Annotated in this window: 12 protein-coding genes; 8 read left to right on the top strand and 4 right to left on the bottom strand. The window is 64.1% G+C overall.

The window, feature by feature from the left end; genetic code table 11:
- Position 1: 1 nt before the first annotated feature.
- A complete protein-coding gene (gene cysQ / locus EOD29_RS07850; protein ID WP_164763724.1) occupies positions 2-787 on the top strand; it encodes a 3'(2'),5'-bisphosphate nucleotidase CysQ in 786 nt (261 codons plus the stop codon).
- A gap of 21 nt (positions 788-808) precedes the next feature.
- Here the strand turns inward: cysQ and EOD29_RS07845 are convergent, their stop codons facing one another.
- From EOD29_RS07845 to EOD29_RS07830, 4 genes are all read right to left on the bottom strand, one after another.
- Positions 809-1951, bottom strand: a complete 1143-nt coding sequence (locus EOD29_RS07845) for a DegT/DnrJ/EryC1/StrS aminotransferase family protein (RefSeq protein ID WP_127246366.1) — start codon at positions 1949-1951, stop codon at positions 809-811.
- A 252-nt stretch (positions 1952-2203) separates the two neighbouring features.
- Entirely contained in the window at positions 2204-3127 is a 924-nt protein-coding gene (locus EOD29_RS07840; protein WP_127246365.1) for a carbohydrate kinase, read from the bottom strand.
- A complete protein-coding gene (locus tag EOD29_RS07835; protein WP_127246364.1) occupies positions 3124-3570 on the bottom strand; it encodes an RbsD/FucU domain-containing protein in 447 nt (148 codons plus the stop codon). The genes EOD29_RS07840 and EOD29_RS07835 overlap by 4 nt, the downstream gene beginning before the upstream one ends.
- Before the next feature lie 2 nt (positions 3571-3572).
- Complete coding sequence (locus EOD29_RS07830; protein ID WP_127246363.1) at positions 3573-4799, bottom strand: ROK family transcriptional regulator; 1227 nt, start codon at positions 4797-4799, stop codon at positions 3573-3575.
- A gap of 212 nt (positions 4800-5011) precedes the next feature.
- On the opposite strand from EOD29_RS07830, the gene EOD29_RS07825 reads away from it, so the two are divergent.
- From EOD29_RS07825 to glgA, 7 genes are all read left to right on the top strand, one after another.
- Complete coding sequence (locus EOD29_RS07825) at positions 5012-6046, top strand: sugar ABC transporter substrate-binding protein (RefSeq protein ID WP_066998169.1); 1035 nt, start codon at positions 5012-5014, stop codon at positions 6044-6046.
- A 161-nt stretch (positions 6047-6207) separates the two neighbouring features.
- Complete coding sequence (locus EOD29_RS07820) at positions 6208-7272, top strand: ABC transporter permease (protein WP_066997793.1); 1065 nt, start codon at positions 6208-6210, stop codon at positions 7270-7272.
- 2 nt (positions 7273-7274) lie between these two features.
- The gene (locus EOD29_RS07815; protein ID WP_066997791.1) at positions 7275-8057 is read left to right on the top strand and encodes an ATP-binding cassette domain-containing protein; all 783 of its coding nucleotides are present in this window, start codon (positions 7275-7277) and stop codon (positions 8055-8057) included.
- A gap of 149 nt (positions 8058-8206) precedes the next feature.
- The gene (locus tag EOD29_RS07810; protein ID WP_127246362.1) at positions 8207-10669 is read left to right on the top strand and encodes a glycogen/starch/alpha-glucan phosphorylase; all 2463 of its coding nucleotides are present in this window, start codon (positions 8207-8209) and stop codon (positions 10667-10669) included.
- Between the two features lie 115 nt (positions 10670-10784).
- Entirely contained in the window at positions 10785-13019 is a 2235-nt protein-coding gene (gene glgB / locus EOD29_RS07805; protein ID WP_127246361.1) for a 1,4-alpha-glucan branching protein GlgB, read from the top strand.
- A gap of 14 nt (positions 13020-13033) precedes the next feature.
- On the top strand, positions 13034-14299 hold the full coding sequence (glgC, locus tag EOD29_RS07800; RefSeq protein WP_127246360.1) for a glucose-1-phosphate adenylyltransferase: 1266 nt from the start codon (positions 13034-13036) through the stop codon (positions 14297-14299).
- Positions 14300-14366: 67 nt separating this feature from the next.
- Positions 14367-15812 (top strand): glycogen synthase GlgA, encoded by a 1446-nt coding sequence (gene glgA / locus EOD29_RS07795; RefSeq protein WP_127246359.1) that lies wholly within the window; start codon positions 14367-14369, stop codon positions 15810-15812.
- Positions 15813-15814: the final 2 nt, after the last annotated feature.

Raw genomic sequence — 15814 nt, 5'->3', positions numbered from 1 at the left:
AATGCTTGGCCTGTTCGAGCGCCTCGCGCTCGATGCCGGCCGCGCGGTGATGCGCGTTTTCCACGAAGGCTGCGCCGTCGACAGCAAGTCCGACTCTTCGCCGGTGACGGAAGCGGATCGCGAAAGCGAAAAGATTATCCTGGCCGGCCTGCGCGCCGCTTATCCGGACATCCCCTGCGTGGCCGAGGAGGAGGTTGCGGCGGGTATTGCCACGCCCGACCTCGACGGCGCCTTCTTCCTCGTCGATCCGCTCGACGGCACCAAGGAATTCGTCAACCGCCGCACCGATTTCACCGTCAACATTGCGCTGGTGCGCCACGGCGCGCCGGAAGTCGGCGTCGTGTTCGCGCCTTGCGCAGGACGTTTCTTCTCCGGTCGGCCGGGAACGGCGGAAGCGATCGACGTTGACGGCGACTATCGTGTCGCCGGCCGTCGGCCAATCACCGTGCGGGCAGGCGGCACGCCGCTCGCCGTCGTCGCCAGCCGCTCGCACAACACGCCGGAAACCGAAGCCTTCATCCGCGATCTCGGCGCCACCGAAATCGTCTCGATAGGCTCGTCGCTGAAATTCTGCCTGCTCGCCGCCGCCGAGGCTGACGTTTATCCGCGCTTCGGCCGCACCATGGAGTGGGACACGGCCGCTGGCGATGCGGTGCTGCGCGCCGCCGGCGGCATGACCCGCACGCTGGACGGCCAGCCGCTCCTCTACGGCAAACGCAACCAGGCCACTGACACGGATTTTGCCAACCCGTATTTCATTGCGACGGGGAAGGGCGTGGAGGTTTAATCTCCCGCTCAAGGGCCGAGATCAGGCAGCCGCGACCTGCGCCGAGTTGGAGCCGATATAATTGCGGATCGTCTCGATGATCTTGTCCTGGTCGGCTTCGCTGAGATAGGCGTGCATCGGCAGACAGAGGATCTGCTTCGGCAGCTTCTCCGAAACCGCAAGACCGGTCGGCGTACGCGGATAGTCGCGGTAGGCGATTTGTTCGTGCAGCGGCTTCACGTAATAGATGACCGACGGGATGCCTTTTTCGCTGAGATGCGCCTTCAACCCGTCGCGTTTCGGCGTCTCGATGGCATATTGTGCCCAGGCCGAGCGGCCGTGGCCGAGATTGCGTGATGCCTTGACGATGTCGCCAAGCCCATTGGCGTAACGGTCGGCGACCGCCTGGCGGGCCAGCATCTCTTCCTCGAGGATGGCGAGCTTCTCGATCAGGATCGCCGCCTGCAGCGTATCGAGGCGCGAATTGATGCCGACGCGGATGTTGTCGTACTGCGTCTCGCCCTTGCCGTGGAAGGCGAAGGAGCGCAGCTTGTCGGCGAGCGCAGCATCGTTGGTGAACATCGCGCCGCCGTCGCCGTAGCAGCCGAGCGGCTTGGCCGGATAGAAGCTGGTCGAGCCGACATGGCCGAAGGCGCCGCACATCGTGCCGTCGGCCGAGCCGCCCATCGACTGGGCGGCGTCCTCGATCACCACCAGGCTCTCGCGCTTTGCGATCGCCATGATCGCCTCGTAGCCGGCGGCAAGTCCAAACAGGTCGACCGGGATGATCGCCTTCGGCTTCAGCCTTCCTTGCTTCTTGATCATGTCGATCGCCGCCTCGAGGCTGGCGATATCGATGTTGTAAGTGTCGGGATCGACGTCGACGAAGACAGGCTCGGCCTTGGCGAGCGCCACCACTTCGGCCGTCGCGGCGAAGGTGAAGCTTGGCACGAACACGGCATCGCCCGGACCGATGCCGGCCGCAAACAGCGGCAGAAGCAGCGCATCGGTGCCGTTGGCGCAGGCCACCACATGCTTGACGCCGACGTAAGCCGCGAGCTTGTTCTCGAATTCTGCGACTTGCGGGCCGAGGATGTAACGGCCGTCTTCGACCACCGTGTCGATCGCGGCCTTCAGCCGGTCGCGGATTCGTTCGCGCTGCGCGCCAAGATCGATGAACTGCATGTCGGCCTCAGATGCTGCCAGTAAACCGGCCCGCTGGTACCAGACTTGTCACGGCTGAAAAAGCCGCCCATGGCCAGGGCGAATTGCGCAAGTGTCGCAGCCTGTTACCGTTTTTTGCCTGCGCATTGCCAGAAGAAGCCGGAAATCCGGGCTTCCAAGCGTATTCGAAGCGGCTCTTGTCGCGCTGTTCCGGCCCTTCGAAACATAAAGTGATCGCTCGGGCACGGATCGCCGGCGGGACCGGTCAGCCGATCAGGCGATTTCGTGCCGCCATGGCGGGTTGGCGCCGGCCCGAGATACCGTCACGGCGGCCGCCTTGGCGCCAAGCTCCAGCGCGCTGCGGATGGCTTCCTCCGAGAGGCCGCCGATCGCTGCTTTGGTGAGCAGACCCTGCTCGTGCAGCGAGGCAAGGATGCCGGCATTGAAGGTGTCGCCCGCGCCGACGGTGTCGACCACCTCCACCTTCCGCGGCACCACCGTGACCTTGTGCTCCCTGCTGTAGCCGACGGCGCCTTCGCTGCCATGGGTGACGACGATCAGGCTGGGACCGCGGTCAAGCCAGTTACGCACGACCTCCTCGTGCGAGCCCGCTTCGTCGAACCAGTTGAGGTCTTCGTCCGACAGTTTGACGATGTCGGCCATCGCCATCATCTCGCGGATGCGCCTCAGATGCTTGGCCTTGTCCGGAATGAAGTTGGGCCGGATGTTGGGGTCGAGCATCATCACCCGGCTGTTGTGCTCGCGCCGCATGAACTCCTCATAGGCCGATCCCGCCGGTTCCGAGATCAGGCTGATCGCGCCGAACAGCATCGCCTCGATCTCGGCGCCGAGCTTCGGCAGGTCCTCGATGGCGAGCATGCGCCCGGCGGTGTTCTCGTCGTAGAACGTATAGGTCGCCTGGCCATCGGTGAGCCGCACGAAGGCGAGCGTGGTCGGCTTGGGCGAGGTGTGCGCATAGGTCGAGCTCACCTTGCTGGCTCCCAGCGCCTCGCGGAGCTGGCCGCCGAACAGGTCGGAGGAGAGACCTGAGAAGAAGCCTGCCGGAGCGCCCAGCCGTCCGAGCGCGACCGCCGTGTTGAACACCGCTCCGCCGACATAAGGCGCGAAGGCCGCTTCGCCTTCCGCTGTCGTGCGCGGCAGCATGTCGATCAAGGCTTCGCCACAGCAGAGGATCATCGTGTCTCGGTCTCCGGCGGATGGATCACGCCCTTACGGATGATGATGTTGGCATAAAGCCTTGGCTCGCTGGTCGCGACGATCGCATGCGCGGCCTTGACGCGTGCATAGAAGTCGGCCCCCGCCAGCGCAATCACCTTGCGGCCCGGCGCGCGTTTGGCGCAGACCGCTTCCATCTCGTGATGCACGGGATCGGCGAGCGCCGGATCGCCTTTGACCGAGGCGCGGAACAGGGCCTCCGGCACCGCCTCATCCACCGGCAGCACGCTCAAAACGGCGTCCAGCACCGAAATGACGGCATGGCCGTCGGCGCGGATCAGCCTGCGCGCCTGTTCCTCGGCCGGATAATTGCCGTCGACGATGGCGATCTCGTCGCCATGGCCCATGGCCCTGAGCGTCGCCAGAAGCTGCGGACCGAGCAGCGACGGAATGCCGATCAGCATGGTCAGGCGCTCCTGGAAATCGTCGTCGGTCCGATCAGGAAGCGTTCGGAAAGCGGCAGGCTGGCGCCGCCAAGCGCCCGCGCATGGATGCCGACCGTTCCTTCGCGTACGACCGGCAGCTTCAGCCCCTCGGCGTCGATACCGGTGATCGCGTCCGTTACCGCATCGACAAGCCTCCGCCGCACGTCGAGCGGCATCCAGCCGTCGATCACCGCGGCCTCGAAATCGATGACCGACGAGGCGGCAACGATCGCATAGGCCAGCGCTTGTGCAGCACTTGCGATCCAGTCGTCGAGCTCGGCGCCGATCTCGCCCCATTCCTGCGGCGAGGTCCACAGATAGGAGCCGTCGATGCCCTTGGCGCTCAGCGCCTTTTCCAGCATGGCGATCGAGGCGACATCGATAAGCTGTGTCGGCTTGCCGTCCGGCCCGGGCACCGGCATCGAACCCAGGGCGCCGGCATTGCCGGTCGGCCCGCCGAACAGGCGGCCGTTGAGCACGATGCCGCCGCCGGCAAAGGCGCCGATATAGAAATAGACGAAGTCGCGCGCCGCGCCTGCCTGGCCGAAGACGAGCTCTGCCCCGCAAGCGGACGTGGCGTCGTTCTGCAGATAGACCGGAAAGTCGCATTGGGACTGGATGTCGGCGCGGATGTCGCGATGGCGCCATTCGTCCATGATCTCGCGTGGCGCGCCGGCTGTGTCGGCCCAGCTCCAGAGCTCGAACGGCATGGCGATCCCGAGCCCGGCGATGCGCTTGTCCTGCGCCGGTGTCAGCTCGCCGCGCATTTGTTTGATCCCTGCGCTGACGAACTCCACCGTCTCGCGCGGCGCCGGATAGCGATAGGAATTCTGCAGCATCGATCGCACATTGCCGAGGAAGTCGATCAGCACCAGCTCGGCGCTGCGGCGGCCGATCTTGAGGCCGATGAAGAAAGCTCCTTCCGGATTGAGCGCCATCGGGATCGACGGCTGGCCGATCTTGCCGCGCAGCGGCGCCTTGCGCACCAGCAGCTTGTCCTCTTCCAGCTCGCGCATGATGACGGATACCGTCTGGGCCGACAGCCCGGTCATGCGCGCGATGTCGGATTTGGCGAGGCTGCCATGCTGGCGCACCAGTGACAGCACCAGCCTTTCATTGTGGTCGCGCATGCCGCTCTGGTTCGTGCCGCGATGCAGCCGGCTCTCCAGAGCCTCGGGCGAACCGTGCCTCGCAATGCCGGTCTCCACCCTGTTCCTCCCGTCGGTTTCCCCACACTGGCTTTTCGTTCAGAATGAGTGAACAGCGCAAGTCTGTCAATAATAAATAAGAGTGATTTAATTATTGACAGATGATGCGGACTGGTGTCTTTTTGGGTGGCGTCCACGCTGGGAAAAATGGTTGGATGCGCTCGAGGCGCCGGGTTGGCCGGCGTCCGGAATGGTTCCATTGGGAGGAAATCGTGACCAAGAAATCGCTGCTGAAGTCCACCGTATTCGCGGCGGCCGGGCTGGGCCTGCTCGCATTCGCCTCGTCCGCATCGGCTGCGGGCGTCGGCGCCTGCCTGATCACCAAGACCGACACCAATCCCTTCTTCGTGAAGATGAAGGAAGGCGCCACCGCCAAGGCCAAGGAACTCGGCGTCGACCTGAAGACCTATGCCGGCAAGATCGACGGCGACAGCGAGAGCCAGGTCGCGGCGATCGAGAGCTGCATCGCCGACGGCGCCAAGGGCATCCTGATCACCGCCTCTGACACCAAGGGCATCGTGCCGACGGTGAAGAAGGCGCGTGACGCCGGCCTGCTGGTGATCGCCCTCGACACCCCGCTCGATCCGATCGACGCTGCCGATGCGACCTTCGCCACCGACAATCTGGAGGCCGGCAAGCTGATCGGCGCCTGGGCCGCCGCCACGCTCGGCGACAAGGCCAAGGACGCCAAGATCGGCTTCCTCGACCTCACTCCCTCGCAGCCGACCGTCGACGTTCTGCGCGACCAGGGCTTCATGATGGGCTACGGCATCGACGTGAAGGATCCCAACAAGATCGGCGACGAGGACGATCCGCGCATCGTCGGCCACGACGTGACCAACGGCAATGAGGAAGGCGGCCGCAAGGCGATGGAGAACCTCCTGCAAAAGGACAACACCATCAACGTCATCCACACCATCAACGAGCCGGCCGCTGTCGGTGCCTACCAGGCGCTCAAGGCCGTCGGTCTGGAAAAGCAGGTGCTGATCGTTTCGGTCGACGGCGGCTGCCCGGGCGTCAAGTCGGTTGCCGAGGGCGTTATCGGCGCCACCTCGCAGCAGTACCCGCTGCAGATGGCGGCGCTCGGCATCGAGGCGATCGCCAAATTTGCCAAGGACGGAACGAAGCCGAAGCCGACCGAAGGGAAGAACTTCTTCGACACCGGCGTCAATCTCGTCACCGACAAGCCGGCCAACGGCGTCAAGTCGATCGACACCAAGGAAGGCCTCGCCAAGTGCTGGGGCTGACGCTCTGACGGTTCACAAAGCTTGCGGCTGGGGGCTTGATCCCCGGCCGCATCGGGTGGACGATGCGCCTTCGTCAAGCGCGGACAATCCTGGCGACAGACCGGAAGAGGCGTCGACGGCGCGCGCAGCAATGAGAAGGCTGTGCGCATACGGGAGGATACATGTCTCAGATTCAGGAATTCGAGAAGGTACTTTCGGGCAGCGACTCCAGCGTCGCGGCCTTCGACGAGCACGGCAAGTCATTCGTCAAGCGCGCCCAGCATTTCCTGCACTCCACGCCGGCGGCGGTGCCGCTGATCGTGCTGGTGCTGTCGGTCATCATCTTTGGCGTTGCCATCGGCGGCCGCTTCTTTTCGTCCTACACGCTGACGCTGATCCTGCAGCAGATCGCCATCGTCGGCATCCTGGGGGCTGCCCAGACGCTGGTCATCCTGACCGCCGGCATCGATCTTTCGATCGGCGTGGTGATGGTCATCTCGGCGGTGGTCATGGGCAACTGCGCCATCACCTATGGCATGCCGACAATCCTGGCCGTGGTGCTTGGGCTTGGCGCAGGCGCGGTTTGCGGCATGCTCAACGGCTTGTTGGTCGCCTATATGAAATTGCCGCCCTTCATCGTGACACTGGGCACCTGGAACATCGTCATGGCCACCAATTTCATCTACTCGGCCAATGAGACGATCCGCGACGCCGATGTCGACGCTCAGGCGCCGCTGCTGCATCTCTTCGCGCTGAGCTTCAGGGTCGGCTCCGCCGTGCTGACGGCCGGCGTCATCGCCATGGTCCTGTTGGTGCTGCTCTTGTGGTATGTGCTCAACCACACGGCGTGGGGCCGCCATGTCTATGCCGTCGGCGACGACCCGGAAGCGGCGAAACTCTCCGGTATCCAGACCAAGTCTGTGCTGATGGCCGTCTATACGCTTGCCGGTCTGATCGCCGCCTTCGCTGCCTGGGTGTCGATCGGCCGCAACGGCTCGATCTCGCCGTCCGCCGCCGTCACCGACTATAATCTGCAAGCGATCACCGCGACCGTGATCGGGGGCATCTCGCTCTTTGGCGGCCGCGGCTCCATCCTCGGCACGCTGTTCGGCGCCATGATCGTCGGCGTCGTCTCGATGGGCCTCAACATGCTGGGCGCTGACCCGCAATGGAAAGTGCTGCTCACCGGTGTCCTGATTATCGGCGCCGTGGCGATCGACCAGTGGATCAGAAAGGTTTCGGTGTAACCATGACCCAGCAGGCTGTTCTCACCGCGCGCGGTCTGACCAAGCGCTACGGCCGCGTGACCGCGCTCAACAACTGCGACTTCGATCTCTACCCGGGAGAAATCCTGGCCGTGATCGGCGACAACGGCGCCGGCAAGTCGACGCTCATCAAGGCGATCTCCGGCGCCGTGCATCCCGATGAAGGGGTGATTGAGCTGGACGGCAAGCAGGTCCAGTTCAAATCGCCCATCGAGGCCCGCGAGGCGGGGATCGAGACCGTCTACCAGAACCTGGCATTGTCGCCGGCGCTGTCGATCGCCGACAACATGTTTCTCGGCCGCGAGATCCGCAAACCGGGTCCGCTCGGCAGCTGGTTCCGCATGCTGGATCGTCCGGCGATGGAAAAGCGCGCCCGCGACAAGCTGACCGAACTCGGCCTGATGACCATCCAGAACATCAGCCAGGCGGTGGAGACGCTTTCGGGCGGCCAGCGCCAAGGCGTCGCCGTGGCTCGCGCCGCCGCCTTCGGATCGAAGGTGGTGATCATGGACGAACCGACGGCGGCGCTCGGTGTCAAGGAAAGTCGCCGCGTCCTCGAGCTGATCCTAGACGTCAAGAAGCGCGGCCTGCCGATCGTGCTCATCTCGCACAACATGCCGCATGTCTTCGAGGTCGCCGATCGCATCCACATCCACCGGCTTGGACGGCGTCTATGCGTCGTCGATCCGAAGCAGATTTCGATGTCGGATGCCGTCGCGCTCATGACCGGCGCCAAGAAGCCGCCGGAGGACGCGCTGGCGGCCTGATCTCCGCCCCACCATGGTAATTGGCCGCAGGTGCATCGGATGGACACCCCGTCCTAAATCGATTTAACATTATATGCTGCAGCGCGGCAAACTGGGGTAGGAGAAACGGTGAAAGCCGCTATGATCAGGCCAACCGAACGAGAGGCGATATGAAACCCGCCATGACGATCGAAGCCCCCGCTCTCGACCACCCCGATCCCAGGACGCTCGCCGAGGAAGTCCTGATGTCGCTCAAGTACCGGGTCGGCAAGGACACCACCGTCGCAACGCCCTATGACTGGCTGACCGCCTCGATCAAGGTGGTGCGCGACCGCGTCGTCGATCACTGGATCCAGGCGACCAAGGAAGCCTACGACCAGCAGGAAAAGCGCGTCTACTATCTCTCGCTCGAATTCCTCATCGGGCGCCTGATGCGCGACGCCTTCTCCAATCTCGGCCTGATGGAGAACATGCGCGAGGCGCTGGCATCGCTCGGCGTGGATCTCGACTTGATCGCCGGCCTTGAACCGGACGCAGCCCTCGGCAATGGCGGTCTCGGCCGGCTCGCCGCCTGCTTCATGGAAAGCATGGCAACGGTCGATATTCCCGCCCACGGCTACGGCATCCGCTACGCCAACGGCATGTTCCGGCAGGAGATCCATGACGGCTGGCAGGTCGAGCTGCCGGAGACCTGGCTCGACCACGGCAACCCGTGGGAGTTCGAGCGGCGCGAACGTTCCTTCGAGGTCGGCTTCGGCGGCTCCGTGGAATCGATCACCTCAAAGGACGGCCGCCTGGAGCGCCATGTCTGGAGGCCCAATGAGCATGTGCTGGCAGTCGCCTATGACACGCCGGTGGCGGGCTGGCGCGCCAAGCGCGTCAACACGCTGCGGCTCTGGTCCGGCATGCCGATCGACCCGATTCTGCTCGACAAGTTCAATGCCGGCGACCACATCGGCGCGCTCGCCGAAAGCAACAAGGCCGACGCGCTGTCGCGCGTTCTCTATCCGGCCGACTCGCACATGGCCGGGCAGGAGCTCCGGCTGCGCCAGGAATATTTCTTCTCGACTGCTTCGCTGCAGGACATCGTCCAGCGGCATCTCAGCCAGTACGGCGACCTGAGATCGTTGCCCGACAAGGCCGCGATCCACCTGAACGACACCCATCCGGCCGTCGCCGTGCCGGAGCTGATGCGGCTTCTGATGGACGTTCACGGCATGGATTTCGACCTTGCCTGGGACATCACCAAGCGCACCTTCGCCTACACCAACCACACGCTGCTACCGGAGGCGTTGGAAAGCTGGCCGGTGCCGCTGTTCGAGCGTCTGTTGCCGCGCCACATGCAGATCGTCTACGCCATCAATGCCCAGGTTCTCCTGGAGGCGCGGGCCACCGGAAAATTCTCGGGCGAGCAGATCGCCCGCATCTCGCTGATCCAGGAAAATGGCGACCGCCGCGTGCGCATGGGCAATCTCGCTTTCGTCGGCTCGCATTCGATCAACGGCGTCTCGGCGCTGCACACCGATCTGATGAAGGAGACGGTATTTGCCGATCTCCACAAGCTCTATCCCGACCGCATCAACAACAAGACCAACGGCATCACGCCCAGGCGCTGGCTGATCCAGTGCAATCCGGGCCTGACCGCGCTTGCCCGCGAAGCGATCGGGAACCGCTTCATGGACGACATCGAAGCGATCAAGAACCTCGATCCTCTTGCCGGCGACTCCGCTTTCCGCGAGAAGTTTGCCGCCGTGAAGCGCCAGAACAAGGTGAGGCTTGCAAACCTAGTCGCCGACCGGCTCGGCATCAGGCTCGATCCTTCAGCGCTGTTCGACATCCAGGTCAAGCGCATCCACGAATACAAGCGCCAATTGCTCAACATTCTGGAGGCGATCGCGCTCTACGACCAGATCCGCTCGCATCCCGAGCGGGACTGGATGCCGCGGGTTAAATTCTTCGGCGGCAAGGCGGCGCCGAGCTACCACAACGCCAAGCTCATCATCAAACTGGCCAACGACGTCGCCCGGGTGATCAACGGCGATCCCTCGACGCGCGGCCTGCTCAAGGTTGTGTTTGTGCCGAACTACAATGTCAGCCTCGCCGAGGTGATGATGCCGGCGGCCGATCTTTCCGAGCAGATCTCGACCGCCGGTATGGAGGCTTCCGGCACCGGCAACATGAAGTTTGCCCTCAACGGCGCCTTGACCATCGGCACGCTCGATGGCGCCAATGTCGAGATCAAGGAGCGCGTCGGCGACGACAACATCTTCATCTTCGGCCTCACCACCGCCGAGGTCGCCGAACGCCGCGACAACGGCTACAATCCGCGCGGCGTGATCGCGTCCTCGCCGGAGTTGTCGCAGGCGGTGTCGGCGATCTCCTCCGGCGTCTTCTCGCCTGACGATCCCAACCGCTACCGCGACCTCATGAACGGCCTTTATCAGAGCGACTGGTTCATGGTGGCGGCCGATTTCGACTCCTACGCCGCCTGCCAGCGCGAGGTCGACGATGTCTGGCGCAACAGTCCCGACTGGTACGCGCGCGCCATCCGCAATGTCGCCCGCGTCGGCTGGTTCTCGTCCGATCGCACCATTCGCCAATACGCGAAAGAAATCTGGAACGTACCTGTCTGATGTGATTGCATGAGGCCGCCGACAACGTGGACGTGCATGTCGCCCAAAAGTGCCTAGCCGTTTGGGCCCAACATATGCACAAACCAGAATAGTTCCCAGGGAGGGACGCCGCCTGATGAGGAAGCCGCGCGCGACCGCTGCAACAAGCGGGCCGGACGGACTGGCGCCAGCCGGCGATGTCGCGGCCATTGTCGCCGGAACGCATGGCGATCCCTTTGCAATTCTGGGTGTGCACGCGGCCGGCAAGGGCTTTGTCGCCCGCTGCTTCGTACCCAATGCCGAATGCGTCACCGCCTATACGCTCACCGGCAAGGAAGCCGGGGAACTCGTGCGCAGCAACGATGCCGGCTTCTTCGAGGGCAAGCTTTCGATCCGCAAGCGTCAGCCGTTGCGCTATCACGCGAGGAATGCCGGCGGCGACTGGTGGCTGACCGACCCTTATTCCTTCGGCCCGGTGCTAGGCCCGATGGACGACTACTACATGGCGGAGGGCTCGCACCTGAGGCTCTTCGACAAGCTCGGCGCCCATATCATCGAGCATGAAAGCGCCACCGGCGTGCATTTCGCGGTATGGGCGCCCAATGCCCGGCGCGTCTCGGTGGTTGGCGCCTTCAACGACTGGGACGGCCGCCGGCACACCATGCGCGACCGCAAGGACACCGGCATCTGGGAGCTGTTCATTCCGGACCTCGGCGCCGGCCAACCTTACAAGTTCGAGATCATCGGTCCCGACGGCGTGCGCCTGCCCCTCAAGGCCGATCCGTTCGCCTTCGAGTCCGAGCTGCGCCCGGCGACCGCTTCGGTGACGGCGCCGCCGATGGCGCATCAATGGGGCGACGAGGCGCATCGCAGCTTCTGGCAAAAGGCCGATCCGCGGCGCGAGGCGATCTCGATCTACGAAGTCCATGCCGGCTCGTGGCAGCGGCGCGATGACGGCACCTTCCTCACCTGGGACGAGCTCGCCGCGCAGCTGATTCCCTACGTGGTCGAAACCGGCTTCACCCATATCGAGTTCCTTCCGATCTCGGAGCACCCCTACGATCCGTCCTGGGGCTACCAGACGACCGGCCTTTATGCGCCGACCGCGCGCTTCGGCGATCCCGACGGCTTCGCCCGCTTCGTCGACGGTGCGCATCGTGCCGGCGTCGGCGTCATCCTCGACTGGGTGCCGGCGCATTTCCCCGTCGACGAGCATGGGCTGGTGAAGTTCGACGGCACCGCGCTCTACGAGCATGCCGACCCGCGCCAGGGTTTTCACCCCGACTGGAATACCGCCATCTACAATTTCGGCCGCCGCGAGGTGGTGTCGTTCCTCGTCAACAACGCGCTGTTCTGGGCCGAAAAATACCATGTCGACGGTTTGCGCGTCGACGCTGTCGCCTCGATGCTCTACCTCGATTATTCGCGCAGGTCAGGCGAGTGGATCCCCAACGAGAAAGGCGGGCGCGAGAATTTGCAGGCGGTCAGCTTCCTGCAGAAGATGAACAAGGAGCTTTACGGCCATCATCCCGGGGTGATGACGATCGCCGAAGAATCGACCTCATGGCCGAAGGTATCGCAGCCGGTGCATGAAGGCGGGCTCGGCTTCGGCTTCAAATGGAACATGGGCTTCATGCACGACACGCTGGAGTATTTCTCCAAGGAGCCGATCTACCGCAAGCACCATCACAACGACATCACCTTCGGCCTTGTCTACGCTTTCTCCGAGAATTTCGTCCTGCCGCTCTCTCATGACGAGGTCGTGCACGGCAAGGGCACGCTGCTCCACAAGATGGCAGGCGACGACTGGCAGAAATTCGCCACGCTGCGCGCTTACTACGCCTTCATGTGGGGTTATCCCGGCAAGAAGCTCCTGTTCATGGGCCAGGAATTCGCCCAGCGCCGCGAGTGGAGCGAGGAACGCGCGCTCGACTGGAATCTGCTGGAGCACGCCCCGCACCGCGGCGTCCGGCAGGCGGTGCGGGACTTGAACTACCTCTATCGTTCGCGCCCGGCGCTGCATGCGCGCGACTGCGAGCCGGAAGGCTTCTCCTGGCTGATCGTCGACGATCGCGACAATTCGGTCTTTGCCTGGCTGCGCAGCGCGCCGGACGGCAACCCGATAGCCGTCATTTCCAACTTCACGCCGGTGCCGCGCGAGAACTATCGCGTGCCGCTGCCGAAGGCGGGCGAGTGGCGCGAGATCATCAACACTGACGCCGCCGAGTATGGCGGCTCCGGCATGGGCAATGGCGGCATGATCGTGGCGAGCGGGGAAGGGGGCGGCACGTCGGCGACGATGCTCTTGCCGCCGCTGTCGACGATCATGCTGGAATTCGTCGCGAACGAAGCAAAGGTCCGGACAGCTTAGGAGGGAGGCAAACGATGGCAGAGATCAAGAGAACCCAGCCGCTGGCGCGCGATGCCATGGCCTATGTGCTGGCCGGCGGCCGCGGCAGCCGCCTCAAGGAGCTGACCGACCGGCGCGCCAAGCCCGCCGTCTATTTCGGCGGCAAGACGCGCATCATCGATTTTGCGCTGTCCAATGCGCTCAACTCCGGCATTCGCCGTCTCGGCGTCGCCACCCAATACAAGGCGCACTCGCTGATCCGCCACCTGCAGCGTGGCTGGAACTTCCTGCGCCCCGAACGAAACGAGAGCTTCGACATCCTGCCCGCCTCGCAGCGCGTCTCGGAAACGCAGTGGTACGAGGGCACGGCGGATGCGGTCTACCAGAACATCGATATCATCGAGGCCTATGGCCCCGAATACATGGTCATCTTAGCCGGCGACCACATCTACAAGATGGATTACGAGCTGATGCTGCGCCAGCACGTCGATGCCGGCGCCGATGTCACCGTCGGCTGCCTCGAAGTGCCGCGCATGGAGGCGACCGGCTTCGGCGTCATGCATGTCGACAAGAAGGACACCATCATCTCCTTCATCGAGAAACCCGCCGACCCGCCCGGCATACCGGACAAGCCGGACCATGCGCTGGCCTCGATGGGCATCTATGTCTTCAAGACCAAGTTCCTGATGGAGCAGTTGCGCCGCGACGCGGCCGAGCCAGGATCCAGCCGCGACTTCGGCAAGGACATCATCCCCTACATCGTCCAGCACGGTAAGGCGATCGCCCACCGCTTCGCCAAATCCTGCGTCCGCTCCTCGCACGAGTCGGAGCCTTACTGGCGCGACGTCGGGACGGTGGACGCCTATTGGGAAGCCAATATCGACCTGACCGATGTCACGCCCGAACTCGATCTCTACGACCGGGATTGGCCGATCTGGACCTATGCCGAATTGAAGCCGCCGGCCAAATTCGTGCATGACGAGGACGGCCGTCGCGGCGAGGCGATCTCCTCGCTGGTGTCCGGCGACTGCATCGTTTCCGGCGCATCGCTGCGCCGCAGCCTGATCTTCACCGGCGCGCGCATCAATTCCTATTCGAAGCTCGAGGAAGTGGTGATGCTGCCCGACGTTCAGATTGGGCGCAACGCGCGCCTCAAGCGCGTCGTCATCGACCATGGCGTCCACATCCCGGAGGGGCTGGTGGTCGGCGAGGATGCGGCACTCGACGCCAAGCGCTTCCGCGTTTCGGAAAAGGGCATCTGCCTGATCACTCAGGATATGATCAACAAGCTGTCAACCTGATAGGGTTGATCGGCAAGTTGTCAGTCTGATCAACAAAGCTGTCACTTTAGCCGTGGATCTTAGGCGCATGCAGGTTCTGTCCGTCACGCCCGAAATCTTCCCGCTGATCAAGACCGGCGGGCTTGCCGACGTGACCGGTGCCCTGCCGATCGCGCTCGCCAGCAAGGGCGTGGCGATGCGCACGCTCATCCCCGGCTATCCGGTGGTGATGGACGCTTTCAAGAAAAAGAAGGCCGTCTATCAGTACCCGCTGCTGCAGGGCGGCAAGGCTTCGGTTCACGCCGTCAAGATCGGCGAGCTTGAGCTCTTCGTGCTCGACGCGCCGCATCTTTTCGACCGCCAGGGCGGGCCCTATGGTACCGCCTCTGGCTCCGACTGGCCCGACAACTGGCGGCGCTTCGCGGCGCTGAGCCAGGTCGGCGGCGACATCGCCGGCGGCGCGATCTCCGGCTACCAGCCAGACCTCGTGCATGCCCATGACTGGCAGTCGGCAATGACGCTCGCCTACATGCGCTACGGCAATGCGATCGGCGTGCCGTCGCTGATCACCGTGCATAATCTTGCTTTTCAGGGACAGTTCGGCTCCGGCATTTTCGGCGAGCTCGGCCTGCCGGGCGTGGCGATGCAGCTCGATGGCGTCGAATATTATGGCGGCGTCGGCTTCCTCAAGGCCGGCCTGCAGGCCGCCTGGGCGATCACCACGGTGAGCCCGACCTACGCGCAGGAAATCCGCTCGCCGGAATTCGGCATGGGCCTCGACGGCCTGATCAACATGCGCGCCGTCGACCTCTACGGCATCGTCAATGGCATCGATGTCGACATCTGGAACCCGGCGACCGATAAGCACCTGGTCGCCAACTATTCGGCCGAGACGCTGGAAGCGCGCGACCTGAACCGCAAGGCCGTGGAGGACCGCTTCAGCCTCGAGCCTGACGACAGCCCGATTGTCTGCGTGGTCAGCCGTCTGACCTGGCAGAAGGGCATGGACATTTTGGCTGCCGTGGTCGACGGCGTCGTTCAGCGTGGGGCACGACTGGCGGTTCTGGGCTCGGGCGATGCCGGCCTCGAAGGCTCGCTGCTCGCCGCGGCCGCGCGGCATCGCGGCCGCGTCGGCGTCGTCATCGGCTATGACGAGGCGCTCTCCCACATCATGCAGGGCGGTTGCGACGCCATCGTCATCCCTTCACGCTTCGAGCCCTGCGGCCTGACCCAGCTCTATGGATTGCGCTATGGCTGCGTGCCGGTCGTCGCCCGCACCGGCGGCCTCGCCGATACGATCATCGACGCCAACGAGGCGGCACTTTCGGTCGGCGTCGCCACCGGTTTTCAATTCGCGCCGAACAATGGCGGCGCCCTCCTGCACGCCATCCGTCGCCTGGTTGAGGCGCATGCCAGACCCGCCGCCTGGGCCTCGATCCAGCGCCAGGGCATGAAGGCCGACGTTTCCTGGGACAAGAGCGCCGAGAAATATGTCGAACTCTATCGCTTGCTGCTTTCAAAAAGGGCTGCCTGAGG

Origin of the sequence: Mesorhizobium sp. M1A.T.Ca.IN.004.03.1.1, from assembly GCF_003997555.1 — a bacterium.
GTDB lineage: Bacteria > Pseudomonadota > Alphaproteobacteria > Rhizobiales > Rhizobiaceae > Mesorhizobium.
The sequence above is the reverse complement of the archived record's forward strand: the minus strand, read 5'-3'. Positions and strand labels throughout refer to the sequence as shown.

What these genes read in the sequence shown, in the direction of transcription:
- EOD29_RS07845 (WP_127246366.1), bottom strand. Translation starts at nt 1,951, where the DNA reads ATGCAGTTCATCGATCTTGGCGCGCAGCGCGAACGAATCCGCGACCGG.
- EOD29_RS07815 (WP_066997791.1), top strand. Translation starts at nt 7,275, where the DNA reads ATGACCCAGCAGGCTGTTCTCACCGCGCGCGGTCTGACCAAGCGCTAC.
- glgA (WP_127246359.1), top strand. Translation starts at nt 14,367, where the DNA reads ATGCAGGTTCTGTCCGTCACGCCCGAAATCTTCCCGCTGATCAAGACC.
- EOD29_RS07835 (WP_127246364.1), bottom strand. Translation starts at nt 3,570, where the DNA reads ATGCTGATCGGCATTCCGTCGCTGCTCGGTCCGCAGCTTCTGGCGACG.
- EOD29_RS07820 (WP_066997793.1), top strand. Translation starts at nt 6,208, where the DNA reads ATGTCTCAGATTCAGGAATTCGAGAAGGTACTTTCGGGCAGCGACTCC.
- EOD29_RS07810 (WP_127246362.1), top strand. Translation starts at nt 8,207, where the DNA reads ATGAAACCCGCCATGACGATCGAAGCCCCCGCTCTCGACCACCCCGAT.
- glgB (WP_127246361.1), top strand. Translation starts at nt 10,785, where the DNA reads ATGAGGAAGCCGCGCGCGACCGCTGCAACAAGCGGGCCGGACGGACTG.
- glgC (WP_127246360.1), top strand. Translation starts at nt 13,034, where the DNA reads ATGGCAGAGATCAAGAGAACCCAGCCGCTGGCGCGCGATGCCATGGCC.
- EOD29_RS07840 (WP_127246365.1), bottom strand. Translation starts at nt 3,127, where the DNA reads ATGATCCTCTGCTGTGGCGAAGCCTTGATCGACATGCTGCCGCGCACG.
- cysQ (WP_164763724.1), top strand. Translation starts at nt 2, where the DNA reads ATGCTTGGCCTGTTCGAGCGCCTCGCGCTCGATGCCGGCCGCGCGGTG.